The sequence below is a fragment of the Curtobacterium sp. NPDC089185 genome, from assembly GCF_040685235.1.
Lineage (GTDB): Bacteria > Actinomycetota > Actinomycetes > Actinomycetales > Microbacteriaceae > Curtobacterium > Curtobacterium citri.
On the sequence record NZ_JBFBHK010000010.1, the window covers coordinates 1 to 26998 of the forward strand.

At 73.3% G+C, this 26998-nt stretch carries 21 protein-coding genes; 10 read left to right on the forward strand and 11 right to left on the reverse strand.

Annotation, left to right across the window (positions count from 1 at the left end; genetic code table 11):
* Positions 1–207: 207 nt before the first annotated feature.
* The gene (locus AB0N84_RS11540) at positions 208–1119 is read right to left on the reverse strand and encodes a LysM domain-containing protein (protein ID WP_363546336.1); all 912 of its coding nucleotides are present in this window, start codon (positions 1117–1119) and stop codon (positions 208–210) included.
* Between the two features lie 110 nt (positions 1120–1229).
* On the opposite strand from AB0N84_RS11540, the gene AB0N84_RS11545 reads away from it, so the two are divergent.
* From AB0N84_RS11545 to AB0N84_RS11555, 3 genes are all read left to right on the forward strand, one after another.
* Positions 1230–1802, forward strand: coding sequence for a hypothetical protein (locus AB0N84_RS11545; RefSeq protein ID WP_363546339.1), 573 nt, complete (start codon positions 1230–1232; stop codon positions 1800–1802).
* Positions 1803–2022: 220 nt separating this feature from the next.
* Positions 2023–3480, forward strand: coding sequence for a sugar porter family MFS transporter (locus tag AB0N84_RS11550; protein WP_182048057.1), 1458 nt, complete (start codon positions 2023–2025; stop codon positions 3478–3480).
* 136 nt (positions 3481–3616) lie between these two features.
* A complete protein-coding gene (locus AB0N84_RS11555; protein WP_289459476.1) occupies positions 3617–4321 on the forward strand; it encodes a DUF4396 domain-containing protein in 705 nt (234 codons plus the stop codon).
* 60 nt (positions 4322–4381) lie between these two features.
* Here AB0N84_RS11555 and AB0N84_RS11560 read toward each other — a convergent pair whose 3' ends face one another.
* The 3 genes from AB0N84_RS11560 to AB0N84_RS11570 all read right to left on the reverse strand — a co-directional run bounded on the left by AB0N84_RS11560 (position 4382) and on the right by AB0N84_RS11570 (position 6368).
* Positions 4382–5356 carry a zinc-binding dehydrogenase gene (locus AB0N84_RS11560; protein ID WP_363546495.1) on the reverse strand — a complete coding sequence of 325 codons (975 nt, stop codon included), beginning with the start codon at positions 5354–5356 and terminating at the stop codon, positions 4382–4384.
* 27 nt (positions 5357–5383) lie between these two features.
* Entirely contained in the window at positions 5384–5806 is a 423-nt protein-coding gene (locus AB0N84_RS11565) for an organic hydroperoxide resistance protein (RefSeq protein ID WP_069713595.1), read from the reverse strand.
* A 106-nt stretch (positions 5807–5912) separates the two neighbouring features.
* Positions 5913–6368: a MarR family winged helix-turn-helix transcriptional regulator gene (locus AB0N84_RS11570; RefSeq protein WP_363546344.1), complete on the reverse strand. Its 456-nt coding sequence runs from the start codon at positions 6366–6368 to the stop codon at positions 5913–5915.
* Between the two features lie 108 nt (positions 6369–6476).
* On the opposite strand from AB0N84_RS11570, the gene mvk reads away from it, so the two are divergent.
* The 7 genes from mvk (at position 6477) to AB0N84_RS11605 (ending at position 12572) form a co-directional block, all read left to right on the forward strand.
* Complete coding sequence (gene mvk, locus AB0N84_RS11575; RefSeq protein WP_363546347.1) at positions 6477–7466, forward strand: mevalonate kinase; 990 nt, start codon at positions 6477–6479, stop codon at positions 7464–7466.
* Positions 7466–8473 (forward strand): diphosphomevalonate decarboxylase, encoded by a 1008-nt coding sequence (gene mvaD, locus AB0N84_RS11580; protein WP_363546350.1) that lies wholly within the window; start codon positions 7466–7468, stop codon positions 8471–8473. The genes mvk and mvaD overlap by 1 nt, the downstream gene beginning before the upstream one ends.
* Positions 8470–9549, forward strand: a complete 1080-nt coding sequence (locus tag AB0N84_RS11585) for a phosphomevalonate kinase (RefSeq protein WP_069713591.1) — start codon at positions 8470–8472, stop codon at positions 9547–9549. The genes mvaD and AB0N84_RS11585 overlap by 4 nt, the downstream gene beginning before the upstream one ends.
* Positions 9546–10610, forward strand: coding sequence for a hydroxymethylglutaryl-CoA reductase (locus AB0N84_RS11590; RefSeq protein WP_363546353.1), 1065 nt, complete (start codon positions 9546–9548; stop codon positions 10608–10610). The genes AB0N84_RS11585 and AB0N84_RS11590 overlap by 4 nt, the downstream gene beginning before the upstream one ends.
* The gene (locus AB0N84_RS11595) at positions 10607–11767 is read left to right on the forward strand and encodes a hydroxymethylglutaryl-CoA synthase (protein WP_363546355.1); all 1161 of its coding nucleotides are present in this window, start codon (positions 10607–10609) and stop codon (positions 11765–11767) included. Before AB0N84_RS11590 ends, AB0N84_RS11595 begins: the two co-directional genes overlap by 4 nt.
* A gap of 120 nt (positions 11768–11887) precedes the next feature.
* The gene (locus tag AB0N84_RS11600) at positions 11888–12271 is read left to right on the forward strand and encodes an ATP-dependent DNA ligase (RefSeq protein WP_289459487.1); all 384 of its coding nucleotides are present in this window, start codon (positions 11888–11890) and stop codon (positions 12269–12271) included.
* Positions 12272–12404: 133 nt separating this feature from the next.
* Positions 12405–12572: a hypothetical protein gene (locus AB0N84_RS11605; RefSeq protein ID WP_182047297.1), complete on the forward strand. Its 168-nt coding sequence runs from the start codon at positions 12405–12407 to the stop codon at positions 12570–12572.
* A 182-nt stretch (positions 12573–12754) separates the two neighbouring features.
* Here the strand turns inward: AB0N84_RS11605 and AB0N84_RS11610 are convergent, their stop codons facing one another.
* The 7 genes from AB0N84_RS11610 to AB0N84_RS11640 form a co-directional block, all read right to left on the reverse strand.
* Positions 12755–14536: a sulfite reductase subunit alpha gene (locus AB0N84_RS11610; RefSeq protein WP_363546359.1), complete on the reverse strand. Its 1782-nt coding sequence runs from the start codon at positions 14534–14536 to the stop codon at positions 12755–12757.
* On the reverse strand, positions 14533–20100 hold the full coding sequence (locus AB0N84_RS11615) for a glutamate synthase-related protein (RefSeq protein WP_363546362.1): 5568 nt from the start codon (positions 20098–20100) through the stop codon (positions 14533–14535). The genes AB0N84_RS11610 and AB0N84_RS11615 overlap by 4 nt, the downstream gene beginning before the upstream one ends.
* A 549-nt stretch (positions 20101–20649) precedes the next feature.
* On the reverse strand, positions 20650–21972 hold the full coding sequence (locus AB0N84_RS11620; RefSeq protein WP_363546365.1) for a glycosyltransferase: 1323 nt from the start codon (positions 21970–21972) through the stop codon (positions 20650–20652).
* A gap of 124 nt (positions 21973–22096) precedes the next feature.
* Entirely contained in the window at positions 22097–22396 is a 300-nt protein-coding gene (locus AB0N84_RS11625; RefSeq protein WP_182047301.1) for a hypothetical protein, read from the reverse strand.
* A complete protein-coding gene (locus tag AB0N84_RS11630) occupies positions 22393–23841 on the reverse strand; it encodes a HAMP domain-containing sensor histidine kinase (RefSeq protein ID WP_363546368.1) in 1449 nt (482 codons plus the stop codon). Before AB0N84_RS11630 ends, AB0N84_RS11625 begins: the two co-directional genes overlap by 4 nt.
* Positions 23842–24017: 176 nt before the next feature.
* Positions 24018–24740 carry a response regulator transcription factor gene (locus AB0N84_RS11635; protein WP_289459493.1) on the reverse strand — a complete coding sequence of 241 codons (723 nt, stop codon included), beginning with the start codon at positions 24738–24740 and terminating at the stop codon, positions 24018–24020.
* A gap of 38 nt (positions 24741–24778) precedes the next feature.
* Positions 24779–26971, reverse strand: a complete 2193-nt coding sequence (locus AB0N84_RS11640; protein ID WP_289459495.1) for a glycosyltransferase family 39 protein — start codon at positions 26969–26971, stop codon at positions 24779–24781.
* Between the last annotated feature and the right edge of the window lie 27 nt (positions 26972–26998).

Sequence of the window (26998 nt, forward strand, 5' to 3'; positions counted from 1 at the left end):
CGTCAATTTGGGTGCTGTGGGGCGGGGTTTTTCCACGCCCCCCCCGGGGGGGGGGGGGGGGGGGGGGGGGCGCCCCCCGCGCCTCCCGTCCGTCGTCTGGTCGCGCTGGCCGCGGGGCGGCGCCGCCCGAGTCTCGGCTCTGCGGACAGTTTCGCGATCAACGGACCGCGAAACTGTCCGCAGTGCCGAGGCTCGCGCGCCGCGCGCTCAGCGCGCGAGCGGATCGAGATTGAGCGACGTGCCCTCGTACAGGTACTGGTCGTCGCCGAAGACCTGGACGCCCTCGTTGCACCAGACGAGCGCCTTCACGCTGATGCCGAAGCGGGCGGCGACGTCGCCGATCAGGTCGTTGCGCGCGACCGTGTAGGTCCGCGGAGCACCCGAGCCGGTCGTCGCGGTGACCGGTCCGGCGGCGTTCGCGCGGGCGCCCCCGTCCACCGGGTGCACGTTCGTCTGCCGTGCGGGCACCGACCACCGGACCGGTGCGACCGCGAGCACCTTGTCCGCACCGATCTCGATCGGGACGTCTGCCTGGCCGGGCTGCGCGGCCGAGGACACCACGAGGGTGACGAGCCCGGACGGGTCGACGCCGGACCCGTCGAGCGGCACCGACTTCGCCAGGGGCGACGAGGTCGGTCCGCCGAGGACGTCGTCGCCGACGCCGCGGTAGGTCAGGCCGTCGCCGACCTGCCGCTCGCGCTCGAAGAAGCCGACGTCGATCGGCACGGGCAGTGTCGACGTCACGCCGGAGTACTGCGCCGTGAAGGTGTCGTCCCCGTCCGCGACGACGCGGTAGTGGAAGTGGATGCTGCCCTTCGGGGAGGCGACGTCGCCGTCGGTCAGGACGGTGCCCGCCGGGATGGGCGTGAGCACGGGGTCGGGCACGGTGGCCTCGGTGGCGACCGGGGTCGGAGCCCGCGGGGCGGCCGATGCCTCGAGGAGGTCGCCCTCCGATGCCGCGTCGGGTGTGGCAGAGGGGGTCGGCGCAGCGGAGCGGCTCGCCGTCGGCGGGTCCGAGGGCGCCGGGAGCGCCGTGTCGGACCCGCGCAACAGCGAGCACCCGGACAGTGCGACGACGGTGACCAGAGCGGCAGCACCGGTCGCGACGGTTCGGATCATGATTCCCCCTCGGTTGTCGAGCGTAGCGCGGGACGACCCCGGTCTCGACGGCCCGGTCGGCCCGTGTGTCCGGGGACGTACGTGTCGGCCCGAGCGGCTACCGTCGAGGCATGGACCGTCACGACATCCTCGCCGCCGCAGCCGCCGCCCACGCCGCGCGCATCGCCGAGGCGGGCGGTGACGACACGGCCGCCCGTCGTCGTGCGGACGCGGTCGAGGGCCGGCGCCTCGGGACCGACGAGGCCGCCGCCGACGCGGTCCGGGCCGTCGAGCGCCGCCGTGCCGGCGAGGTCGAGCGTGCGGCCGAGCGCACCGAGGGTGCGCTGTCGGACTGGCACCGGATGGGCACGCGGCGCGGTGTGACACCGGACGAGCAGCTCCGGAGCGCCTGGACGGTCACCGGCGTCCCCGAGGCGGGAGCGGCACGGGCACTCGCGAACGTCCTGCTGTCGACCGCCGGCCACGCGGGACGTGTGGCCGACGCCGCGCGACGGAACCCCGCGCTCGGCGGTGCCGCCGGTGCCGCCGCCCGTCGGACGGTCCGTCGGTACACCGACCACGGGGCCGGGATGGCCTCGTTGGGCGACGTGCTCGGCGACGGCCGAGGCGACGGTCGGGGCGACGACCGCGACGGCCGAGGCGACCACCGGGGCGACCACCGGAGCGACGACGCCACCGGCTGACCCGGGGTCCGCACCACCGCGACCGCCGTCTCCCTGGGTCGCAGGCGGCGGGGCCGACGTGCACGCCCGAGACGCACTTGGAGCGCTCCCGCTCTGACCAGGTGTTTCGTGGACCGGTCCAAACGTCAGGTAGTCAGAATGTCCAATTGACAGGACATGGATCCGGGTTACGATCGGCTCACGCGAAGACGCGCGATCACCCGACGAAGGAGTCATCCGAATGGTCGACATCAAGCCGACGCAACCGAGCGTCGCACTACCCCCGGTCGGCGAGGGGCCGCACCGCCGCCGCCTCGGCGTCCTCGCCCTGGTGGCGACCTTCGGCGGCCTGCTCTTCGGCTACGACACCGGCGTGATCAACGGCGCCCTCCGGCCGATGACCGAGGAGCTCGGGCTGACGACGATCACCGAGGGCGTGGTCACGAGTTCCCTGCTCTTCGGTGCCGCCATCGGGGCGATGCTCGGCGGTCGGATCGCCGACGGGTGGGGTCGTCGCCGCACGATCATCCTGCTCGCCGTCACGTTCTTCGTCGGCACGCTGATCTGCGTGTTCGCCCCGTCCTTCGGGGTCATCGTCGTCGGCCGGGTGCTCCTCGGTCTCGCGGTCGGCGGGGCGTCGACCGTGGTGCCGGTGTTCCTGGCCGAACTCGCGCCGTACGAGATCCGCGGGTCGCTCTCCGGCCGCAACGAGCTCATGATCGTCATCGGTCAGCTCGCCGCGTTCGTCGTGAACGCCGTCATCGGCAGCCTCTGGGGCGAGGGCAACGGCGTCTGGCGCGTCATGCTCGCCGTCTGCGCCCTGCCCGCCATCGCGCTCTTCGTCGGGATGCTCCGCGTGCCGGAGTCGCCGCGCTGGCTCGCGTCGAAGGGGCGGTACGGCGAGGCTCGGTCGGTGCTGGCGCAGATCCGCTCCGAGGAGCGCGCGACCGCGGAGCTCGAGGACATCAAGCGGACCAACGACATCGAGGCGAAGGTCCAGCAGGAGAGCGGGTGGCGGGTGCTGCTCGGCAACAAGTGGCTCATCCGCATCGTCCTGATCGGTGCGGGGCTCGGCGTCGCGCAGCAGCTCACCGGCATCAACTCGATCATGTACTACGGCCAGACGGTGCTCATCGAGTCGGGCTTCCAGGAGCAGGCGGCACTCATCGCCAACATCGCGCCCGGTGTCATCGCGGTGATCGGTGGCTTCATCGCCATCGCGAACATGGAGCGCATCAACCGCCGCACGACGCTCATCATCGGGTTCTCGCTGACGACCGTCTGCCACTTCCTCATCGGGATCGCCTCGATGGTGCTCGTGTCCGGCAACCCCGCCCGCCCCTGGGTGATCCTGTTCCTCGTCGTCGCGTTCGTCGGCTCGATGCAGACCTTCCTCAACATCGCGGTGTGGGTCGTCCTGTCCGAGATCTTCCCGACGCAGATCCGCGCGCTCGGCATGGGGATCGCGGTGTTCTGCCTCTGGATCGCGAACGCCTTCCTCGGCCTGTACTTCCCGACCATCGTCGCCGCCACCGGCATCACGGGCACCTTCTTCGGCTTCGCCGCCGTCGGGGTCCTCGCGCTCCTGTTCATCTGGCGGTTCGTGCCCGAGAGCCGTGGGCGCACCCTCGAGGAGGTCGAGGAGGGCGTGACCACCGGCAACATCTTCACGGTCCCCGCGAAGCAGGCGCGCCGCTAGACCGGCCGCACGACGGACGGGAGGCCCGTGGCGGATCCGTCACGGGCCTCCCGTCCGTCGTGCGCACCGGTACCGCTCATCCATCCGTCGCTACGCTCGTCACTTGTCGCGGGACAACGACGGACGGAGGCGCTCGGTGGCGGAACTGCAGGTGGACGACCTGCCGACGGCCCTGACGGTCGTCTGTGCGCTGGTGCTCGTGGTCGCCGTGGGCTGTGCCGTGTTCGTCGCGGTGGACGTGGTGCGGCACCCGCCGCGCATGCGGGTGATGGCGTTGGTCTGGCCGCTCACCATGCTCTTCGGCAGCGTCGTCTGGCTGGTCTTCTACCTGCGCCGGGGGCGCGCGACGGTCGACGGACACGGGCGCTGGGCAGGGACCGCGATCGACACCAGTCACTGCGGCGCGGGGTGTGCGCTCGGCGACCTCGTCGGGGAGTTCGGGCTGGTCGCGGTCCCGGCGCTCGGCACGCTCGTCGGGCTCGGCACGCTCTACCAGGACCGCATCGTCGCCGGGTGGGTCGTCGACTTCGTCATCGCCTTCGCGCTCGGGATCGTGTTCCAGTACTGGTCGATCGCGCCGATGCGCGGACTCGGCCTGCGGGACGGGCTCGTCGCCGCGCTCAAGGCGGACACCCTCAGCATCACCGCGTGGCAGGTCGGCATGTACGGCCTGATGGCGGTGTGGCAGTTCGCGGTCTTCCCGTCGCTGTTCGGCGGCCGGGTCGGGGTGCTGACGCCCGAGTTCTGGGTCGCCATGCAGCTCGCGATGGTGGCCGGCTTCGTGTGCTCCTACCCGGTGAACGCCTGGCTGGTACGGCGGGGGCTCAAGGAAGCCATGTGACGACGGACGGGAGGCGCGGTGCCAGCTGGCACCGCGCCTCCCGTCCGTCGTCTGCTCGCGCTACGGGCGCAGCAGCACCTTGCCGACGCGGCCGGCGGTGTCGCTGGCACGGGCCGCGGCGCGCGCGTCCTCGAAGACGAAGGTCTCCGAGACGGGGAGCGTCAGCGAGCCGTCGAGCACGCGCGTGATGAGCTCGCCGAAGAGCTGGCCCTTGAGCTCGGCGGGCATGGTCTTGCTGACGACCGCGCCCCAGAAGCCCTTCACCGTGAGCTGGCCGAAGATGACCTTGCCCGACGGGATCTCGAGCGTCGGCGACGCCATCGCACCGAAGACGACGAGCGTGCCGTTCTCGCCCATGACCGAGGCGATGTCGCCGGCGGCCTTCCCGCCGACGGACTCGACGCCGGCGACGATCGGGGCGCCGCCGGTGAGCTCGCGGACCTGGTCCTGCCAGCCCTCCGAGTCGGTGGCGACGATGCGGTCGATGCCCTGCTCGCGGAGTTCCTCGACGCCCTCGGCGCGACGGACCAGGCCGATGACGTTGATGCCACGGGCCTTCCCGAGCTGCGCGACCATGCGGCCGACGGCGCCGTTCGCGGCGTTCTGGATGATCCAGTCGCCATCGTGCAGGTCGAGCGAGTGCAGCAGGCTGATGGCGCTGAACGGCATCGACACGAGCTGCGACGCGGCCTCGTCGGGCATCGCGTCCGGCACCGGGACGAGCCCGGCGGCGTCGGCCACGTAGTACTCGGCCCAGACGCCGAACGTGCCGCCGGCGACGCGCTGGCCGACCTGCAGCCGGTCGACGCCCTCGCCGAGCGCCTCGACGACACCGAGTGCCTCGGTGCCGCTGGCGGCGGGCAGCTCCGGCTTGAAGCCGTAGGTGCCGCGGATGGTCCACAGGTCGTGGTTGTGGATGGGGGAGAGGACCGTGCGGACGAGCACCTGCCCGGGGCCCGGCTGCGGGACCGGGCGCTCGGCCACGGTCAGGACGTCGGCGGGCTCGCCGAAGGTCTCGTGGACGACGGCGCGCATGGTGGTGGGGGTGGTGTCGGTCACGGGTCAGTCCTCCGAGACGACGATGGTGACGTCGATGTTGCCGCGCGTGGCGTTCGAGTACGGGCAGACCTGGTGCGCGGCGTCCGCGAGGGCCTGCGCCTGGTCGTGCTCCATGCCGGGGATGACGACCTCGAGCATGACGGCGAGCTGGAAGCCGCCCTGGCCGTTCGGGCCGATCTGCACGCGACCGCCGACGGACGAGTCGGTGACCTTGACCTTCTGCGCACGGGCGACGCCCTGCAGGGCGGAGTGGAAGCACGCGGCGTAGCCGGCGGCGAAGAGCTGCTCGGGGTTCGCGCCGTTGCCGGAGCCGCCCATGTCCTTCGGGATCGCCATGTCGAGGTCGACGCGGCCGTCGCTGGTGGCGACGTGGCCGTTGCGGCCCTCGCCCGTGGAGAGCGCTTCTGCGGTGTAGAGGACGTCCATGTGGGGTCCTTCCTTCCTTCGTGGGGGTCAGTGGGCCGGTGTGGCGGCGGCGCCGAGGCTCGGCTCGGCGGACGCTTTCGCGGCTCGGGGGCCGCGAAACTGTCCGCTAGGGCGAGCCTCGGCGCGCGGGCGCGGGTTCCGCCGCGTGCATCGTGGCGGTCAGCCGTTGCAGGGTCGCGATGAGCTCGAGCGCCGACCGTTCGTCGTGCAGGCCCATGCCGGCCGCGATCGCCGCGGGGACGTGTGCCAGCTCGGGACGGATCGACCGGCCGCGTGCGCCGAGGGTCACGGTGACGACGCGCTCGTCGGCGCTCCGGCGCTCGCGGTGGACGAGGTCTGCCTGCTCCATCCGGCGGAGGAGTGGGGAGAGCGTGCCCGAGTCGAGCTGCAGGTGGTCGCCGAGGCCCGAGACGGTCTGGTCGCCCTCGATCCACAGCGTGACGAGGACGAGGTACTGCGGGTACGTGAGTCCCCAGGGCTCGAGCAGCGCGCGGTACGCCTGCGTGGTCGCCCGGGACGCCGCGTAGAGCGAGAAGCACACCATCTCGTCGGTCACCGGCATGCCGACAGTGTTGCACGCAACCGGGTTGTGCACAACTCAACCATCCGATCAGCGACCTGCCGGGCGCACGCCGGGTCGGTGGCTCCGGATAGGCTGACGCGAGCCACGATGACCAACCACGACACCGACAGCACCGCGATCCCCGGAGCCGGAACCCCCCTCCGCACCGGGACCGCGTCGTCCCACGGCAAGACGATCCTGATCGGCGAGCACGCCGTGGTGTACGGCGTACCCGCGCTCGTGCTCCCCGTGCTCGACGTCCGGGTCACGGCGACCGCGACGCCCGTGGAGCCCGACGCCGGCAGCCGGCTCGAGTCGACCGTGCACACCGGGCCGCTCGACACCGCGCCCGCTGCCGTCCTGCCGACGGTGACGGCCGTCACCGCCACCCTGCGCCACCTCGGGGTACCTGACCAGCACCTGCACGTCCGGGTCGACAGCGCCGTCCCCACCGCGCGGGGGATGGGTTCGAGCGCCGCGGTCGCCGCTGCCGTCACCGCCGCCGTGGCCGACGTCTTCGGGCGCACGCTCGACCCCGAGGAGCACCACGAGCTCGTGCAGGAGTGCGAGCGCGTCGCGCACGGTCGGCCGTCCGGCCTCGACGCCCGCGGGGTCGTGGCGGACGTCCCCGTCTGGTTCGAGGACGGCCTGGTCGAGCCCGTGCCGCTCGGCGCCGCCTTCACGTTCGTCGTCGCCGACACCGGCGTCCCGGGCCACACGCGCGAGGCCGTGACCGCCGTCCGCGAACGACACGACCGCGACCCGCAGGCCGTCGACGCGGTCGTCTCGGCGATCGGCGACCTCGCCCGACGCGCACGGGGGACGCTCGTGGATGGCGATGCCCAGGCCCTCGGTGCCACGATGGACGCCGCGCACGAACTGCTCTCCGAACTCGACGTGTCGAGCACGGACCTCGACCGGCTCGTCGACGCCGCACGCCGTGCGGACGCCCTCGGCGCGAAGCTCACCGGCGGTGGGCGCGGCGGATGCGTCCTCGCGCTCGTCGCGGACGGGGAGCACGCCGACCGCGTGGCCGCCGCACTCCGCGACGCCGGCGCGACGGAGACCTGGACCACCACGATCGGAGCCCGCGCTTGATGACCGCCACCGCCGTCGCGCACCCCAACATCGCGCTCGTGAAGTACTGGGGCAAGGCCGACGCGCAGCTCGCCCTGCCCGCGACCGGCAGCGTGTCGATGGGCCTCGACGTCTTCCCGACGACGACGACCGTGACGCTCGACGGCTCGGCCACCGCGGACTCCCTCGTGCTCAACGGCACCGCGGCACCGGAGGGTGCCCTGGTCCGGGCGCAGCAGTTCCTCGAACTCGTGCGCGACCTCGCCGGTTCGACGACGCACGCCCAGGTCGAGACGGTGAACACCGTGCCCACGGGCGCGGGACTCGCGTCGAGCGCCTCCGGCTTCGCGGCCCTCGCGACGGCCGCCGCCGCCGCGTACGGACTCGACCTGTCCGAACGCGACCTCTCCCGCCTGGCCCGTCGCGGTTCCGGCTCCGCCACGCGGTCGATCCCGGGCGGGGTGTCGGTCTGGCACGCCGGGGACGACCAGGGCTCGTACGCCGAGCGCATCCCCGCACCGCCGATGGCCATGGTCGTCGTGACGATCTCCTCCGGCGAGAAGGCGATCGGCTCGCGCGAGGCGATGCGGCGCACGATCGCGACCTCGCCGTTCTACCCGGCGTGGGTGACGTCGACGACCGAGACCGTCGGGGAGATGCTCGACGCCTGCGCCGCGGGCGACTTCACCCGCATCGGCGAGCTCACGGAGAGCAACGCCCTCCGCATGCACGCCACCATCGAGGGCGCCTTCCCGCCCATCCGCTACCTGAACGCCCGCAGCGTCGCCGTGTTCGACGCGGTCGCCGAACTGCGGGCGTCGGGCACCGAGGCGTACGCCACGGCCGACGCCGGCCCGAACGTGGTCGTGCTCACGAAGCCCGAGGACCGCGGGGCGGTCGCTGCCGCGCTGGGCGGACTCGGCGACGTCATCGAGTCGGGCACCGGACCAGGCGCGCGGGTGGTCCGCTCCGAAGGGACGGAGGCACCCGGAGCGGGTGCCGTCCGACCGGAGGAGACCGCCGAGTGATCGAGTTCCGCGCCCACGGCAAGCTGTTCGTCGCGGGCGAGTACGCCGTCGTCGAGCCCGGGCAGCCGTCCGTGCTCATCGCCCTCGACCGGGCCATCACCGCCCGCGTCGCCGAGGGACACGGCGCGGGCAGCGTGCACTCCGAGGAGTACGGGCACCTCCCGCTCACCTGGACCCGCGACGAGGACGGCCTGGCGCTCGACCGCGAGCACCACCCCTACGACTACGTGATGGCGACGATCGACCTGGTCGAGAAGCTCCGCGCCGAGCGGGGGATCGCCCCGCGTTTCCACGACCTGCGGATCGAGAGCCAGCTCGACGACGCCAGCGGCCGGAAGTTCGGACTCGGGTCGTCGGCCGCCGTGACCGTCGCCACCGTCGGTGCGCTCGACCGCTTCTACGGCATCGGCCTCTCGCAGCGCGACCGCTTCCGGGTCGCCCTGCTCGCCACCATCCGCGTCAACCCGCGGGCGTCCGGCGGCGACCTCGCCGCGAGCACGTTCGGCGGCTGGCTCCGCTACAGCGCGCCGGACCGCGAGCGGCTCGCGGGCGTGCTCGACGACCACTCGGTGACCGACGTCCTGGCCGACGCCGACGCGTGGTCGGGCTTCGACGTCCAGCGCCTGCCGGCACCCGCGGACCTCGAGCTCCTCGTCGGCTGGACCGGCTCCCCGGCGTCGACGACGAAGCTCGTCAGCGTGGTCCGGAAGCACCGCAACGGCGGGTACCAGGCGTTCCTCGACGACAGCCGCGCCTGCGTCGACGACCTGACCACGGGCCTCCAGACCGGCGACGCGGCGACGACGCTCGACGCCCTGCGCCGTGCCCGCACGCTCCTGCAGCGGCTCGGCACCTCGGTCGGCTCGCAGATCGAGACCGAGCGGCTCGCCACCCTGTGCGACGTGGTCGAGTCCGCCGGCGGGGCGGCGAAGCCGTCCGGTGCCGGCGGTGGCGACTGCGGCATCGCGCTCGTCCCGGCGGACACCGACCTCGCCGGCATCCACCGCGCCTGGGAGGCGCACGACATCAGACACCTCAGCGTCGCGGTGCAAGCACCCGAAGGGAGCGTCGAATGACCGACCTGCTGACCCCGATCCCCACGAGGTGGGTGGGGCCGATCCGCGTGAGCGGCAACGCCGTGGAGGGCGAGCACGAGGTGCCCCTCGCCACGTACGAGTCGCCGCTGTGGCCGTCCGTCGGTCGCGGTGCCCGTGTGTCGAGGATGGTCGAGGGCGGCATCGTCGCGACCGTCGTGGACGAGCGCATGACCCGCTCCGTCGTGGTGAAGGCCGACAGCGCCGCCGCCGCGCACATCGCCGCCGGCCGCATCCTGGCGCGGCAGGCCGAGCTCGAGCAGCTCGTCGCCGGGCAGAGCCGCTTCGCGAAGCTCATCGAGGTGCACCCCGAGATCGTCGGCGACCTGCTCTTCCTGCGTTTCGCGTTCACCACGGGTGACGCGTCCGGGCACAACATGGTGACGCAGGCGGCGGACAAGCTGCTGCCGGCGATCCTCGCGTGGGAGCCGGGGCTGCGGTACGTCAGCGTCTCGGGCAACTTCTGCACGGACAAGAAGGCCACCGCGGTGAACGGCATCCGCGGGCGCGGTCGGAACACGATCGCCGAGATCGTCATCCCGGGTGAGATCGTCGAGAAGCGTCTGCGATCCACGCCGGCGAAGATCGCCGAGCTCAACGTGGCGAAGAACCTGGTCGGCTCGACCATCGCCGGGGCCCTGCGCTCCGCGAACGCGCACTACGCGAACATGCTGCTCGGCTTCTACCTGGCCACCGGGCAGGACGCCGCGAACATCGTCGAGGGCTCGCAGGGCATCACCTACGCCGAGGCCCGCGGTGACGACCTGTACTTCTCCACCGCGCTGCCGCACCTCATCGTCGGCACGGTCGGCAACGGCAAGGGCGGCGACCTGCCCGTCGTCGAGGACGCCCTCGTGCGCCTCGGCTGCCGCGAGGACCGTGAGCCCGGTGCCAACGCCCGACGCCTCGCCGCGCTGTGCGCGGCGACGGTGCTCTGCGGCGAGCTGTCCCTGCTCGCCGCGCAGACCAACCCCGGGGAGCTCATGGCGGCGCACGTCGCCATGGAGCGCCGCGGGGCCAAGCCCGCAGGAGGTGCGGCATGAGCGGCATCGGCATCCACGACATCGCGATCGCGACCGGCCACCACGTGCTCGAGCTCGACGACCTGGCCGAGCGCCTCGGCGTCGACCCGGCCAAGTACCACGTCGGCATCGGGCAGGACGCCTTCAGCGTGCCCGCCCCCGACGAGGACATCGTCACCATGGGTGCCGCCGCCGCCAAGGAGGTCATCGACCGCCACGGCGTCGAGGGCATCCGCACGGTGCTCTTCGCGACCGAGTCCGGCGTCGACCAGTCGAAGGCCGCCGGCGTCTACGTGCACGGGTTGCTCGGCCTGCCGCACAACGTCCGCGTGGTCGAGCTGAAGCAGGCCTGCTACGGCGGGACCGCCGCCGTGCAGCTCGCCCTCGGCATCATCGCCCGTGCCCCGCACGAGCGCGTGCTCGTCATCGCCGCGGACGTCGCGCGCTACGACGTCGACACCGCCGCCGAGCCCACGCAGGGCGCCGGCGCCGCCGCGATCCTGGTGTCCGCCGACCCGGACCTCGTCGAGATCGAACCGGCCGCGGGCGTCTTCACCGCCGACGTCGACGACTTCTGGCGGCCGAACGACCGCTCGACCGCACTCGTCGACGGCCGGCTGTCGGTGAGCGCCTACGTCGACGCCTTCGTCGGGGCCTGGGACGACCTGGCCGCGCAGGGCGGCCCGGCGTACGAGGACATCGTGCGGTTCGTGCACCACCAGCCGTTCACGAAGATGGCGCTCAAGGCGCACCGGAAGCTCACGCAGCACGTCGGGGCGCCCTTCGACGAGTCCGAGCTCGCGGTGGGATTCACCTACAACAAGCAGACGGGTAACACCTACACCGCGTCGCTCTGGATCGGCCTCGCGGCGCTCCTCGACCTCGACGACGACCTGGCGGGAGAGCGGATCGCCCTGTTCAGCTACGGATCGGGCAGCGTCGGGGAGCTCATCACCGGGATCGTCCGCCCCGATCACCGCGACCACCGTCGCCAGGGCCGCGTGCGCGCCCTGCTCGACGCCCGCGAGCGGCTGACCGTCGAGGCCTACCGCGAGCTGCACGCCGCCGGTGCGGCGACGAGCGTGGACGTCGAGCGTCCCCGGGTCACCACCGCGCCGTACCGGTTCGCCGGGGTGCGTGGCGGAGCGCGGCAGTACGAGGCGACCGGTCGGGACTGAGCGACCGGCGGCCGCCGACGCGGTCGCGGACGGACGGGAGGCGCGTGGCGGGGTCGCCACGCGCCTCCCGTCCGTCGGTCGGTCGGGTCGCGACAACCGGCCAGGTGTAGAAGGATCCTCATGGGTCAGCTCATCTACGACGGCGAGGTGCTCGACCTCCGGGTCGACGACCGCGCACTCACACACCTGCAGATCGTCATCGTGAACATGCTCCGGCGGGACCACCGCTTCGTGTTCTCCTGGAAGGACGACGTGCTGCACGGCGACGGGCGGAGCTCGATCTGGCTCCACCCGAACGTCAGCCTGCGCTTCACGTTCGGCGGCAGTCGCGTGCCCGCCATCAACCGCAGTTGGCTCGAGGACCTGTACGCCGCCGCGACGTCGGGAGCGGGGCTCGTGCTGACGCCGGAGCCGCCGGACACGAGCACGGCCGACGACTCGGCGTGGTCGCAGGCCGTGGTGCCGGGTGGTGTGCCGTCGTCCACCGCCGGCGACACCGAGTAGCACGCCGCGGCTCCCGGGTCAACGGGTACCCGGGGCCGGGGTCGTCTCCGTAGCCTGCCGGTACCGCGGGTCCGTGCGTCCCCGAGACGGCGACAGGGCGCCGCGACGCAGGGACCGTGGGGGAGGGAACCGCATGTCCGCGACGGAGAGCACGCACGACGACCGTGTCGGGACGGTCGTCGCCGCGGGGGGTCGGCACGAGGTCTGGATCAGGGGCCTCCTCGTCGAGCCGGACGGGTGCACGCTGTACTCGGACTTCTTCGTCGACGACGATGCGGACGCGCCGGCCGTCACCGGGTGACGGTGCGCCCTCCCGCGCCCCGGTCGTCGTTCCCCCTCCGGCGGCCGGGGCGCCCGTTCCTTCCCATCACGCGTGTGGTGCCTGGTGAGATCGGGCGTACCTGACCGTTCGGATCGATCAGGTACGCCCGTTCTGACCGGGTACGCCCGTCCTGACCGGGCAGGCCGGGGCCCGTCCGCGCCTCAGTACACGTCGCGGACGTAGCGCCCGCCGCGCCGCAGGTCCGCCAGGTACGCCTGCGCGTCGTCGTCACCGCGCCCCCGCTGACCCGCGACCACGTCGAGCAGGGCCTGCTCGACGTCCTTCGCCATCCGGGAGGCGTCACCGCACACGTACACGGACGCCCCGTCCTCGAGCCACCGGTACAGCTCCGCGGCCTGCTCCCGCATCCGCGTCTGCACGTAGACCTTCTCGGCCTGGTCCCGCGAGAACGCCAGGTCGAGCCGGTCGAGCACGCCCGACTCGCGGAACGCCGTCAGCTCGTCCTCGTACACGAAGTCGGTCGCCCGGTGCTGGTCGCCGAAGAACAGCCAGTTGCGACCGGTCGCCCCCGAGGCGGCCCGCTCGTGCAGGAACCCGCGGAACGGTGCGACGCCGGTGCCCGGGCCGATCATGACCATCGGCGCCGAGTCGTCCGCGGGGACCCCGAAGGCCGCGTTCGGCTGCAGGTACACGCCGACCTCGCCGTCGGCGCGCACACGGTCGGCCAGGTACGTCGAGGCGACCCCGCCGTGCGTGCGTCGGGCGTCGCCGTAGCGCACGCTCGCGATCGTCAGGTGGACCCGGTCCGGGTGCGCGAGCGGACTCGACGAGATCGAGTACTGCCGCGCCTGCAGGCCGCGGAGGTTGGGCAGCAGCTCGTCGAACGACGGGGCGGCGTCGCCGGCGTCCCGCAGCAGGTCGAGGACGTCGCGGCCCCAGAGCCACCGGTCGAGCTCCTGCTTGTCGCCGTGGGCGACGACGGCCGCGAGCTCCGACGCGGGTGCCCGCTGCACGAGGTCGGCGACGAGGTCCTTCGACGGCGTCCGGATCTCCCGGTCCACGCGCAGGACCTCGGTCAGCGGCCGCCCGTCGAACAGCGCGGAGCCGTCGGCTCCGAGGTGCTCGAGCAGCCGGTCGACGAGCGCCGGGTCGTTGTGCGGCACGACCGCGAGGGCGTCACCGGCGGCGTAGGTGATCCCGGAGTCGCCGAGGTCGAACTCGAGGTGCCGGATCTCCTTCGCGCTGCCGGGTGACGAGAGCAGGCGGTTCTCGACGAGCCGCGCCGGGTACGGGTTGCGCTTGTTCCACTGCGCGCCCGGCCGGGAGGCACGGCTCGCGCCCGTCCCGCCGGTCACGGTCGTGCCGGTGGTCGCGCCCGACCCCGCGGGCGCTCCGGTCGCGCCCGCCTCGGCGGCCAGGCGGTCGAGGACGGCGGCGCTCCACAGCGCGGCCGGGTCCTCGTAGTCGACGTCGCAGTCGACGCGGTCGTGGACCCGTGTCGCGCCGAGCTGCTCGAGACGCAGGTCGAGCAGCTTGCCCGCCTGGCAGAACTCGTCGTAGCTCGTGTCGCCGAGCCCGAGGACCGCGTACCGCAGGCCCTCGAGCCGCGGCACGGTCGTGGCCTGCAGGGCCTCCCAGAACAGGCCGGCGTTGTCGGGCATCTCGCCCTCGCCGTACGTCGAGGTCACGACGAGCACGTGCGACATGCCGGCGAGCTGCTCCGGGGAGACGGCGTCGAGCGGGGTGGCCCGACCGCCGAGCCCGCGTGCCCGGGCGCCGGCGACGAGGTCCTCGGCGAGGAGCTCCGCGTTGCCCGTCTGGGTGCCGAAGAGCACGTCGACGGTCGTCGTCGGGGCGGGGGACGCTGACCGCTTCCCCGCGGCGGCGATGCCCGCGAGGAACCCGGCGAGCCAGGACTCCTGCGCGGCGGAGAACGGTGCGTCGACCGGGATGAGCGACCCGGTGGGCGGCAGGTTCGTCATGCCGTCACCGCCTCGGCCGTCGCGGGCACGGCGCGGCGTGCGATGTCCTCGAGGGCCGCCGTCGCCAGGAGCTCGTCGAACCGGGCGGCACGTCGGCGGCCGTCGTTCTTGGCGTTCTGGTGCATGATCCACCCCGTGGTGCCGGGTGCGTCCGAGCTGCGGTTGTTCCGCTGCGCGAACGCCCGCTTGGCGTCGTCGAGCCGCTTGACGGCGATGAGGGTCGCGAGCTCGTCGTCGGCGAAGGCGTCGAGCGTGCCGCGGAGGTACTTCACGACGCGCTGCTTCACCTGGAAGTCCTCGGTCAGCACGAGGTTCCGCACCGCCTCGCCGAGCCGGGGGTCGCCCGCCGCGGCGCCGGGCACGCGCTCGCGTGCGACGTCCTGGGCGACGCCGAGGACCGTGTACGACGACAGCAGCGAGAACGTGTCCTCGCCCTGGTCGCCCAGCGCCGGGGCACGCCCGTCGAGCACGGTGCGGCGGTCGCGGTAGTCCGTCTTGAACGCGCGGAGCTTGTCCGTGGCGACCGAGGACGCGAGCTCGTCGAGGAGCTCGGAGCGGGTCGCCGCGGCGAGGATCGCGTCGGCGTCCTGGGTGAGCAGGAGCGCGCGCGGCATGCCGACGAACACGTGCTCGCGGGCCGTCTCCCACTCGGCGAGCAGGCGCGCGGCCAGTGCGGAGCCGGTGGCCTCCAGGTGCCACTCGAGCAGCAGCCGGGCGGCCGCCTCGTGGAACGCGCCGCGCTCGGTCTCGGTCACCGGGAACACCAGGAGCGAGTCGGTGCTCGCCCGGTCCACCACCTCGCCCGACGGGTCGTACTGGTACAGGAACCCGCCGGACATCCCGTTGCCGAGGCCCTTGCCGAAGCCGCCGAGGTTGAGCACCGCGCCGCCCGTCATGTACTCGCAGCCGAAGTCACCGAGGCCCTCGACGACCGCGCTCGCGCCGGAGTTGCGCACCGCGAACCGGTCGCCTGCCTCGCCCTCGACGAACGTGCGACCACCGGTCGCGCCGAACAGCGCGAAGTTGCCGACGAGGACGTTCCCGCCCCGCTCGGCGCTGCCGCCGCCGGGGGCACGGACGACGATGCGGCCGCCGGACTGGCTCTTGCCGACCCCGTCGTTCGCGGTGCCGGTGTGCTCGAGGGTGACGCCGTCGTTCGTGAAGACGCCGTAGGACTGTCCGGCGGACCCGCTCGTGCGGATCGTGACCGCGCCGTCGACCAGGCGTCGTCGACCCCGGTCGTCGGTGGCGATCGCCGGGTGTGCGGACAGGTCGACGCCGCGCAGCTCGTGGTTGAGGATCCGCTCGACGTCGATGCCGAGCTGCCCGCCGACCGACTTGTCCGCGTTGCCGAGGTGCACGCCGTCGACGACGAGCGTGTGCTCGTGGCCGTCGACGAGGGCGGCGCGGACCCGCTCGATCAGGGCGTCGTCGGTCCGGTAGTCCTTCTCGAGGTACTCCGGGTCGGTCACGACCTTCTCCGGCACCTGCGCGAGCAGGTTCCGGACGTCGAGCCGACCGACGCTCGACGGGTGGTCGAGCAGCTGGAGCAGGTCGGTGCGACCGCGGGCCTCGCGGAGGGAGTGCAGGCCCAGGCGCGCGAGGATCTGGCGGACGTCGTGCGCGATGTTGAGCAGGTACTGCGCGAGGGCACGGGGGTCGCCCTCGAAGGCCTCGGCGTTCGTGGTGAGGCCCGCCGGGCACTTCACGTTGCAGTTCTTCGCCATGACGCAGCCGAGCATCATGAGCGCGGTGGTGCCGAACTCGAACGAGTCGCCGCCGAGCAGCGCGCTCGTGACGACGTCGGAGCCGGTCTGGTGCGCGCCCGAGCAGCGGAGCGTGACCTTCTGCCGGAGGCCGTTCGCGACGAGGGCCTGGTGCACCTCGGCCACCCCGATCTCAGCGGAGCGGCCCGCGTACTTCAGGCTCGTGACCGCGGCGGCGCCGGTGCCACCGGTGTTGCCCGCGACGTTGATGACGTCGGCCCCGGCCTTCGCGACGCCGACCGCGATCGTGCCGATGCCCTCGGAGGACACGAGCTTCACGACGACCCGGACGCGGGCGGCCTTGCAGTCGTGGATGAGCTGCGCGAGGTCCTCGATCGAGTACGTGTCGTGGTGCGGCGGCGGGGAGATGAGCTCGACGCCCGGCGTGCCCCCGCGGGCCGCGGCGATGTCGACCGTCACCTTCGGCGCGGGCAGCTGGCCGCCCTCGCCGGGCTTGGCGCCCTGGCCGATCTTGATCTCGAGCTCCTCGAGCATCGGGTCGGCGAGGTAGCCCGCCCAGATGCCGAACCGGCCCGACGCGAACTGCTTGATGCGGGAGCCGCGGATCGTGCCGTAGCGGGAGTGGTGCTCGCCGCCCTCGCCGGAGTTCGACATGCCGCCGACCATGTTCGTGCCGTGCGCCACGGCCTCGTGCGCGGTGGCGACCAGGGCGCCGTGGCTCATCGCGCCGGACGCCAGGGTGCGGGTGATCTCGTGCGCGGGCTGGACCGCGTCGAGGTCGAGGCTCGCCGGGGCGCTGACGAGCAGGGTGAGCAGGGCGACGGCGGAGCCGGTGGCGCGGAGCGTCACCTGGTCGTCGTCGACGGCGTCGACGTCGACCTGGCCGGGGTGCAGCAGCGCGAGGCCGTCCGCGAGGGCCCGGTGACGCAGTGCACCGGTGGTCCCCGTCGACGTGAGCTCCAGGCGGAACCGCACCGGGCCTCCCGGCTGGTCGCCGTCGTCCGACGGACGCGAGCCGGACAGGCCGCGCACCGTGATGCTGGCGTTGCCGCTCGTCGAGAAGCGGCCGAGCTCCCGGGCGAAGTCCTCGGCCTCGTCGGTGCCCGTGACGTCGGCGGGCAGCGCGAGGACGTCGCGGAGTGCCGCGGGACGGCGCGAGCGCTCGTCGTGCGTGGTCTGCAGGAACGTGACGTAGCCCGGGGTGATGCGGTGCGCGTCGATCTCGGCGTCGCTCAGCCGGTCGTACCCGGTGTTCCGGTACGCGGTGTCGGTGATGCCGAAGGCGTCGTCGAGCTGCCCGAGGGTGAGCAGCCGCAGGGCCTCGGAGTCACCGGCGCGCTCGAAGGCCGGGCGCTCCTCGGTCATGCCGCCGAAGCCGCGGACGCTCGCGACGCCGAAGGAGTGGCCGGCGCCGTCGGAGCGCTCCTTGAACAGGCCGAGCAGCGGGACCTGCGCCTCGGTCTGCACGGAGCGGGCGCGCTCGTGCCACTCGGTCGCCGCCTGGGCGATGCGGGCGAAGCCGACACCGCCGACCGGGGCCTGCATGTGCGGGAAGACCCGGGCGAACAGGTCGTCGCCGGTGTCGAGGTAGTTCGGCTCGAAGAACTCGCCGCCGATGTAGCTCTCCGCGGTGCACAGGCCGACGCGGCCCATCGTCTTGGCGAGGGCCTTCTCGGCGGCCTTGCGGAACCGCGCGAGCGCGAGGTCCGTCGCGGTGCGCTCGCCGGCGGGCGCGGCGTCGGCGGGGTACTGCTGCTCCGCGCGGAGCCGTGCCGACAGGCTGTACACGGCCGACGCCCCGAAGCCGAGGGCGGTCGCCACGTGGTGCGACGACGGCAGCTGGCCGGACTCGGCGACGATCGACAGCCGCAGGCGCAGTCCGGCCTCGATGAGCCGCTGGTTGACGGCGGCCACGGCGAGGATCACCGGCAGGGGCGCGTGCGTCGAGGACACCGCGCGGTCGGTCAGCACCGCGATGCCGCCGGTGGTGCGGGCGAAGGCCTCGACGGCGTCGCACAGGGCCGTGACCGCCGAGCGGACGGCGTCGGCGTTCGCGTGCTCGTCGTCGGGGACGGGCACGTAGAGCATGGCGAAGCGCTCGAGCGGGACGACGGTCTGGTCGCGCAGGCGCACCATGTCGAGGTGCCCGAGCACGGGGGACTGCACGACGATCTGACGGGTCGGCGTGGTCGCCGCGTCCCCGCCGTGCGCCTCGAGCTTGGCGCCGAGGGCCACACGCATCGACATGCCGTCCGCCTCGCGGATCGAGTCGAGCGGCGGGTTCGTCACCTGGGCGAAGCGCTGCGAGAAGTACTTCGCCATGCCGCCCTCGGTGTCGCTCAGGGCGTTGATCGCGGTGCCGTAGCCCATCGCCGAGATGCGCTCGGAGCCGTTCGCGAGCATCGGGTCGAGCATGAACCGGAAGCTCTCCTGGTTCAGCGAGTACGCCACGTACCGGCCGGCGAGGGACAGGTCGCCGTCGTAGCCGAGGGTGTCCGTGCCCCGCTCGTACGCCGGCGCGGGCAGGGCGTCTAGCTCCACGCGGGCGGCGTCGAGCAGCGCGCCGTACGGCCGGCGTGCGGCCAGGGCCTCGAGTGCCTCGCGGGTGCGCAGGACCGAGCCCGTGCGGTGGTCGACGACGAGCATGCCGCCGGCTTCGATGCGGCCGCGGTGCACGACCTCGTCCGGCGCGAAGGTCACCTGGCCGGACTCCGACGCAACCATGAGGTACTCGGCCGTCTGCGTCGTGCGCAGGGGCCGCAGCCCCAGTCGGTCCAGGCGGGCGCCGACGACGTCGCCGTCGCTGAAGATCACGGCCGCGGGCCCGTCGTTCTTCTCCTCGTAGAGCGAGTGGTACTCGAGCATGTCGCGCACGGCCGGCGTGAGCGTGCGGTCGTTCTCCCACGCGGGCGGCATGAGGGTGACGACGGCCTCGACGATGTCCAGCCCGTCGTCGAACACGCGGCTCTGCAGGGTCTGGTCGAGTCGGCTGGAGTCCGACTGCCCGGGCGGTCGGACGATGCTCCGCGTGCGGGCACGGGCCGAGGCCTCGTCGGACAGGCGGTTCTTGCGGTCCGTGTTGAGCTCGCCGTTGTGCGCCATCAGGCGGAACGGCTGCGCCATCGTCGGGTGCGGCTCGGTGTTCGTCGAGAACCGGGTGTGGAAGTAGAGCGTGCGGACGGAGTGCCGCGGGTCACGGAGGTCGGTGAAGTACCCGATCACCTCGCCGGAGTTGAGCCGGCCCTTGAGGACCTGCGTCCGGGCGCTGAGCGAGAGCGGGTACAGGGCGGCGTGCGGGGCGCGCTCCTCGGTGGCGCGGGTGTACGAGGCGGCCTCGACCGCCAGCAGGGCGCGGTTCGCCGCGGCGTCGACCTCCGTGCGGGTCCAGTGCTCGGGGGCCCGGAACACCCACTGCACGATCGGCAGCTGGTACTGCTCGGCCTCGGGACGCGCGACCGAGTGGTCCACCGGGACGTCGCGGACGAGCAGGAGCACGAGGCCCTCGTGCTCGATCGCCGCCGTCACGACCCGCTCGGCGTCGGCGCGCTCGTCGGCGTCCGACGGCACGAAGCAGTTCGCGACCCCGAAGTGTCCGGCCCGCAGGGTCTCGCCGGTGATCGCGCTGAAGAACTCCACCGACAGGTCGATGCTCACGCCCGCGCCGTCGCCGACGCCCTCGGCGGACTTGCCGCCGCGGTGGGGGATGGCGCAGAGCGCCTCGTCGCCGCGCACGATCACGTCGTGGGAGGCGGTGCCGTCGAGGCGGGTGATGAAGCCGACGCCGCAGTCGCTCGACTCGCGGGCAGGGTCGTGGAGACCGAAGGAGGAGGGGTTCACGGGCGGGTCCAGTGGTGCGGTGCAGGCTGCGGACGGCCAGGGCTGCATCGGTGGAGCGCTCGCCGCGGGCAGACCGGTGGTGGCAGTCGTGGCCCGGTGGGGGTGGTGCGGTGAGCCGATGCTACGGCTTGGTATACCGCGCGTGCAACAGACCGGCCGGACGGGAGGCGCGTGGCGGCCCGGTCACGCGCCTCCCGTCCGGCGGGGGCGTGGCGCTCAGGCCGGCCGGCGGCGTTGTGCATCGACGGTTCCGTCTGCTCACGAACAACCACGAGCACGTTGCGCTGCGGAACCCCGTGGCGCGGGGTGCTTCCGGTTGCGCGGGCGCCGCGCCTGGCGCCGCGGGCGCCGCGCCTGGCGCCGGGCGCTCTTCCGAGGACCGCATCGCCGGGCTGGCGACACGGTGCTCCGCCGGTTCTGTCTGCTCCCGAACAAGCGAAGGCAGCTCGTGCCGCGGAATCGCCTGGTGCGGGGTGCTTTCAGTTGTGCAGAACGCGGGCGTCGGCGGGCGTGACGCCCGTGGGCGTGACGCCCGCCGGCCCGAGCGGCTCAGGCCGCAGGCTCGTCGATCCGCCGGTCCTCCGATTCGTCGACGTGCCGGGGCCCCGACTCGGACGCCGCGGCGGTCGCGCTCGGACCGGCAGCAGCCGGGAGCGGGGCGGGGGTGTCGCCCGGACGCACGAGCACGGGACGCCGACGCGTGCGGAACACCCACGCCTTGAACAGGACGAACCGCACGCCCGTCGCCACGAGGTTCGCCGCGGTGAGCACCAGGACCTCGGCGCCGTGCGACGCCCCCGGCGTGGTCGCGTGGAGCAGGACGAGCGACCCGGAGGTGATCGCCCAGGCGATGCCGAAGACGACCAGACCCTGCACGTGGTGGCGTCCCGCGCCGGCACGACCCCGCACGCCGAACGTGAAGCGACGGTTGAGGGCGGTGTTCCCGATCGCCGTGACGAGCAGCGCGAGGAAGTCCGCGGTCTGCGCACCGACCGCCGGCCGGAACAGGGCGTAGAGCAGGGCGAACGCCACGGTCGACAGGACGCCGATCGCCCCGAAGCGCAGCACCTGCCCGAGGATCCCGACGTGCGGCGTCGTGAACGGGCGGCGGCCGATCGCGTCGTACACCGGGGCGATCGGGATCCGGCCGGTCGCCAGCCCGCGGGAGACGCGCCACATGCCCTTGAGGTCCTCGGTCGCGGTGGACGCGATGTGCACCGAGGAGTCGACGTCGTCCACCCAGTCGACCGGTACCTCGTGGATGCGGAGTCCGGCGTGCTCGGCGAGCACGAGGAGCTCGGTGTCGAAGAACCAGGCGTCGTCCTCGCACAGGGGGAGCAGGTGGTCGGCGGTCTCGCGCGTGACGGCCTTGAAGCCGCACTGCGCGTCGGAGAACGAGACGCCCATCGTGCTGCGGAGGAGCAGGTTGTACGAGCGGGAGATGAACTCGCGCTTGCCGCCACGGACCACCCGCGAGGACCCCGCGAGCCGGGTGCCGATCGCCACGTCGGAGTGCCCGGAGAGCAGGGGTGCGACGAGGGGCTCGAGTGCGGCGAGGTCCGTGGACAGGTCCTCGTCGACGTAGACGAGCACCCGGGCGGGGGAGTCGTTCCACACCGCCTTGAGCGCCCGCCCCCGACCCTTGCGCGCCAGGTGCACGGCGTGGACCTCGGGCAGCATGGCCGCGAGGTCGTCGGCGATCCGGGCGGTGTCGTCGGTGGAGGCGTTGTCGGCGATGGTGATCCGCCACGAGTGCTGCAACGACTCGCTGCAGAAGCGGTGCAGTCGCCGGACGTGGGCGGCGAGCGTGTCCTGTTCGTCGTGGCAGGGCACGACGATGTCGATGTCGAGGGTCTGGTCCGCGTGCGTCATGCCGATCAGGTTCGGCAGCGCCCCGATGCGCCCCGCAGCAGCAGCCTGTGGTGGCCCTAAGAAGCGCGTCGTCCTTCTGCGGTTCGACGCCGAGGCCGATGCCGACGCCGACGCCGACGAGCGGTCAGTCGCCGAGCAGGACCTGGACGACGGCGATGACGGCGAGGGCGGCGATCGGCACCCCCGCGATCCACAGACCGGCACGGAGCTGCGTCCGCCGGATGGTCGGGACCGCGTGCGACGCCTGCGCGAACCGCGTCGCCGCCACGAGTTCGGGTGCGGCCGCCGGCGGTTCGGGCTCGGGCTGGGGGCGGTCGTCCTCGAACGCGGGGACCTCGACCACCAGGTCCTCGGGCCGCGCCCGTTCCGGCAGGTGTCCGTACCGCTGGGCTCCGGCCCCCGGTGCCCCGTCTCGCTGCGTCATCGCGTCCCCCGTCCGTCGGTGACCGCAGCGTACCCGTCAGCCCGTCCGGGGGCCGCCGGCAGGTCCACCGTGAACGCCGTGCGCCCGGGCTCCGACGCCACCCGGACCGTCCCGCCGTGGGCCGCGGCGACCGCGCGGACGATCGCCAGCCCGAGACCGCTCGTCCCGTGCTCCCGCGAGCGCGAGGCGGTCCCCCGGGTGAACCGGTCGAAGAGCGTGGGCAGGACGTCCGCCTCGATCGGCGGTCCGTCGTTCGCCACGACGAGGCGCACGAGCGCTCCGTCGTCGCCCGGCACCTCCTGCAGCGAGACGACGACCGTCGTCCCCGCCGGGGTGTGCGTCCGGGCGTTGGCGAGCAGGTTCGTCACGACCCGGCGCACCTGCACCGTGTCACCGGACACCTCGAGCGGGTGGTCGTCCGCGATCTGCAGGACCCAGCGGTGGTCGGGAGCGGTCGTCCGGGCGTCGACGGTCGCCTCGACGACGAGCGCCGTCAGGTCGACGTCCTCGCGGACCGGTGCCGGACCCGAGGCGAGCGCGGTGGCGTCGAGCCGGGCGAGCAGGAGGAGCTCCTCGACGAGGTCGCCCATCCGGACCGCCGCGGTGCCGATGCGCTCCGCGTTCCGGTGCAGGTCGTCGACGTCGTCCGACGACCGGGAGAGGTCGGCGTAGGCGCGGACCGTGGCGATCGGCGTCCGGAGCTCGTGCGACGCGTCGGCGACGAAGGTGCGCATGCCCCGTTCGGCGTCACGACGGACGGTGAGGGCACGGGTGACGTGTCCGAGCAGCCGGTTCAGGGCGGTGCCGACCTGGCCGACCTCGCGGTTCGCCCGCAGGTCCGCGGGTGCGACGCGGACCGGGATGTCGGGGTCCCCGCGTTCGAGGTCGAGCGCGGTGACGTCGGACGCCACGGCCGCGACCCGTTCGAGCGGCCGGAGCGACCGACGGACCGTGAGCGCGAGCACCCACGTCGCGAGCACGAGCCCGAGCAGGGTGACGCCGCCGACGAGCACGACGAGCCGGACGATCGAGGCCTGCAGGTCACCGAGCGGCAGCGCCGTCACGAACACGTCCCCGCCGCGGGTGACGGCCTGCGCACGGTAGGTCCCGAGCGCGCCGAGCGTGATCGTCGCGGGGTCCGCGTCGGGGGTCACGTCGGCGAGCACGGCACGCTGCGACGCGGTCAGCCGGTGCTGTTCGCCGGCGCTGTCGGTGTACCCGGCGAGGACGGCGTCCCCGTCGCGCAGGATCGCCACGACGGTGTCGGCTGCCTGCCCGGGCGCCCCGATGAAGCGGTTCTCCGGGTCCTGGGATCCGGAGGAGCCGGGCGGTGGCCCCGAGGGCACCCCTCCCGGATCGTCGCCCCCCGGCGTCCGTCCGGCGGCGGTCGCGAGCTCCGCGTCGAGGCGGCCGACCAGGTACCCGCGGTACGCGACCACGGTCACCGCGCCGACGACGACGTTCGTCGCGACGAGCAGCAGCGCGACCGCGGCGACGACCCGCCACCGCAGGGATGGGACACGACCCGGCCTGGGCCCACGCCGCCGGTTCCGGCCCGACGCGTCAGCGGCGGGCCGGCCGTGCCGGTGGGGAGAGGCACGGCTCGCCGCTCCGGGACCGCTCACGGCACCGGCCGCAGCACGTACCCGGCCCCGCGGACGGTCTGCAGCATCGGCTCGCGTCCGACGTCGAGCTTCTTCCGCAGGTAGGACACGTACATGTCGACGAGGTTCGAGGCGGCGCCGAAGTCCATGCCCCAGACGTTGGCCAGCAGCTGGTCGCGGGAGAGCACGCGGTTCTGGTTGCGGGCGAGGTGTCGGAGGAGTTCGTACTCGGTCGGGGTCAGGTCGAGCGGTTCGCCGCCGCGGGTGGCCGTGCGGGCGTCCTCGTCGACGGTCAGGTCACCGACGACGAGTCCGACCGAGCCGCCGTGCAGCGCCACCCGCGCGGTGGTCCGAGCGAGGATCCGCGCCCGGACGAGCAGCTCCTCGATGCCGAACGGCTTCGTCAGGTAGTCGTCCCCGCCGCCCGTGAGCCCGGCGAGCCGGTCCTCGGGAGCGTCCCGCGCGGTGAGGAACAGGACCCGGACGTCGTCGCGGGCATCACGGAGCCGGTCGAGCACCTCGAAGCCGTCGATGTCCGGCAGCATCACGTCGAGCACGACCACGTCGGGCTGGAACTCGCGCGCCGCGAACAGCACGTCCCGCCCGCGGTGCACGGCCCGCACGGCCCACCCGTCGCCCGCGAACGCGAGGGCGACGGCCTCGGCGAGCGCGTGCTCGTCGTCGACGACGAGGACACGGGCGGGCGTGCCGTCGGCGCGCAGGAGCGGTCGGTCCGACATGCCCCGGAGCCTAGCTGCCGCCGTGTCCTCGTCGCCGGTCACTCCGACGCGCCCAGGTCGTAGACGGTCTGGCCGCCGACGGTCGTCGACTCGTAGTTCGCGGCGACCCACTCCTGGATGGCACTCGCGGTGGAGGACCCTCCGCGCATGCCGCCGCCGGAACCGGAGGAGACGTAGTAGCCGACGTCGCCGGCCGCGACCCAGGCCTGGAACTCGGCGAGCGTCGGCGCGGGGTCGCTCGACCAGCCGCCGATGGCCATCACGGCGGTGTCGGTGTCGAGCTCGAGCTGCGCGGCGGACTGCGAGCCGTTCACCGCGGCGGACCACTTCGCGTCCGAGGCGGCGAGCAGCTTCGTCAGCGCGGAGGAGGTGGTCGCGCCGCCCGTGCCGCCGGTCGGGAGGCTCGTCCCCGACCCGTCCGAGGAGGTCGCGCCGTCGGGCACCGCGGGCACCTCGCCGGTCGCGCCCTCCGGTGCGGTGCCGGTCGGCGGCTGGCCGCCGCTGCCCTGACCCTGTTCGGTGCCGTCCTGCTCGGTGCTGTCCTGCTGCGTGCCCTGCGTGCCCTGCGGGCCGCCGCCCGGGAACCCGCCGTCTCCGGAGCCGCCGGCCGACCCGCCGGGGCCGGTCGTGCCTCCCGGCTGGCCGCCGCCACCAGGGAACCCGCCCGTCCCGCCGGAGCCGCTGCCCGCCGGACCGACGCTCGGGATCGACCCGGAGTGCGCGACGGTCGTCGTGGCGAGGGCGTAGGCCGTCGTGCCGGTCAGCCCGAACAGCGTGCCGGCGAGGACACCGATGGTGACGAGCTTCCGGAGAGTGGGGACACTGCCGACGACGATCGCCGCGGCGGACAGCAGACCACCGACGAGCACCACCCAGCGCAGCCACGGCAGCCACGACGCGTTCTCGTTCAGCAGGCACCAGCTCCAGAAGGCCGTCGCGCCGATCATGGCCGCGAGGCCGAGGCGCCCCGTCATGCGCTCGCGGGCGTGCCAGAGGAGGGCGCCACCGGTGCCGACCAGGCCGGCGATCGCCGGGGCGAGCGCCACGGTGTAGTACGGGTGGATCGTGCCGGACATGTACGAGAAGACCAGTCCGGTGACGAGCAGCCAGCCGCCCCAGAGCACCAGGCCGGCGCGGGCGGGGTCGGCGAGGTGCCGCCGGCCGACGACCACCAGGCCGAGCACGAGCGCGACGAGTGCCGCGGGCAGGAGCCACGAGATCTCGAGGCCCATCTCGGACGAGAACAGCCTGTTCAGCCCGGTGGAGCCGCCGAAGGACGAGCCCGCGGTGCCGCCGCCCGTGCCGCCGCCACCGCCGCCGTTGCCCGAGCCGCCGAAGATCCGGCCGAGGCCGTTGTAGCCGAACACCAGGTCGAGGACCGTGTTGTCGGTCGAACCACCGATGTACGGGCGTGACTCCGCGGGCCAGAGCGCCACGGCGAGGACCCACCACCCGGCTGCCACGACGAGCGACACTGCGGCGATGCCGAGGCCGATCGCGCGCCTGCCCCAGGTCGTGCGGGCGGCGAAGAGGTACACGAGGCCGAAGGCCGGCAGGACGAGCAGGCCCTGGAGCATCTTCGTCAGGAACGCGAAGCCGAGGGCGACACCGGCGAGGGCGATCCACCGCCAGCTGCCCTTCGGCAGTGCCCGGACCGTGCAGTACGCGCCCGCGGTCATGAGCAGGACGAGCAGCGCGTCCGGGTTGTCGAACCGGAACATGAGCGCCGCCGCCGGGGTCGCCGCGACGATGAAGCCGGCGAGCAGCGCACCGACGTTCGCGGTCGTGGCTCCGAGGCGGGCGAGCGTCCGTCGGACGGTGCCCCACACGAGCGCGACCGAGGCGACGGCCATCAGCGCCTGGGGGAGCAGCAGGCTGGACGACGAGAACCCGAACAGCCGAGCCGACAGCACCATCACCCAGAGCGACGCCGGGGGCTTGTCGACGGTGATGAAGTTCGACGAGTCGAGCGAGCCGAAGAAGAACGCCTCCCACGACTTCGTGCCGGCCTGCACGGCGGCGGCGTAGAAGGTGTTGGCGTACCCGGAGACGCTGAGGTCCCAGAGGTACACGACGGCGGTGACGACGAGGAGCAGCCAGAACGCCGGGCGGAGCCAACGGGCGTCGGTCCGCTCACCGAGGAAGAGCCGGGGAAGGGCTCGGCGACGCGTTGGCGCTCCCGTGTGCGCTCGGTCGCGACGGTCGGTCACGGGGATCGGGTACGTGGTCATGACGCTGAGCATCGCCGTCCCCGGTCG

Bases quoted from the DNA above. Each gene is read 5' to 3' on its own strand.
- AB0N84_RS11635 (WP_289459493.1), bottom strand. From the start codon at position 24,740: ATGTCGGACCGACCGCTCCTGCGCGCCGACGGCACGCCCGCCCGTGTC.
- AB0N84_RS11540 (WP_363546336.1), bottom strand. From the start codon at position 1,119: ATGATCCGAACCGTCGCGACCGGTGCTGCCGCTCTGGTCACCGTCGTC.
- AB0N84_RS11560 (WP_363546495.1), bottom strand. From the start codon at position 5,356: ATGCGCGCCGTCGTCCACGAGACCTTCGGCGAGCCCGCCGACGTCCTG.
- AB0N84_RS11620 (WP_363546365.1), bottom strand. From the start codon at position 21,972: ATGACGCACGCGGACCAGACCCTCGACATCGACATCGTCGTGCCCTGC.
- AB0N84_RS11640 (WP_289459495.1), bottom strand. From the start codon at position 26,971: ATGACCACGTACCCGATCCCCGTGACCGACCGTCGCGACCGAGCGCAC.
- AB0N84_RS11605 (WP_182047297.1), top strand. From the start codon at position 12,405: ATGTCCGCGACGGAGAGCACGCACGACGACCGTGTCGGGACGGTCGTC.
- AB0N84_RS11610 (WP_363546359.1), bottom strand. From the start codon at position 14,536: ATGACGAACCTGCCGCCCACCGGGTCGCTCATCCCGGTCGACGCACCG.
- AB0N84_RS11565 (WP_069713595.1), bottom strand. From the start codon at position 5,806: ATGGACGTCCTCTACACCGCAGAAGCGCTCTCCACGGGCGAGGGCCGC.
- mvk (WP_363546347.1), top strand. From the start codon at position 6,477: ATGACCAACCACGACACCGACAGCACCGCGATCCCCGGAGCCGGAACC.
- AB0N84_RS11625 (WP_182047301.1), bottom strand. From the start codon at position 22,396: ATGACGCAGCGAGACGGGGCACCGGGGGCCGGAGCCCAGCGGTACGGA.
- AB0N84_RS11595 (WP_363546355.1), top strand. From the start codon at position 10,607: ATGAGCGGCATCGGCATCCACGACATCGCGATCGCGACCGGCCACCAC.
- mvaD (WP_363546350.1), top strand. From the start codon at position 7,466: ATGACCGCCACCGCCGTCGCGCACCCCAACATCGCGCTCGTGAAGTAC.
- AB0N84_RS11545 (WP_363546339.1), top strand. From the start codon at position 1,230: ATGGACCGTCACGACATCCTCGCCGCCGCAGCCGCCGCCCACGCCGCG.
- AB0N84_RS11600 (WP_289459487.1), top strand. From the start codon at position 11,888: ATGGGTCAGCTCATCTACGACGGCGAGGTGCTCGACCTCCGGGTCGAC.
- AB0N84_RS11570 (WP_363546344.1), bottom strand. From the start codon at position 6,368: ATGCCGGTGACCGACGAGATGGTGTGCTTCTCGCTCTACGCGGCGTCC.
- AB0N84_RS11550 (WP_182048057.1), top strand. From the start codon at position 2,023: ATGGTCGACATCAAGCCGACGCAACCGAGCGTCGCACTACCCCCGGTC.
- AB0N84_RS11590 (WP_363546353.1), top strand. From the start codon at position 9,546: ATGACCGACCTGCTGACCCCGATCCCCACGAGGTGGGTGGGGCCGATC.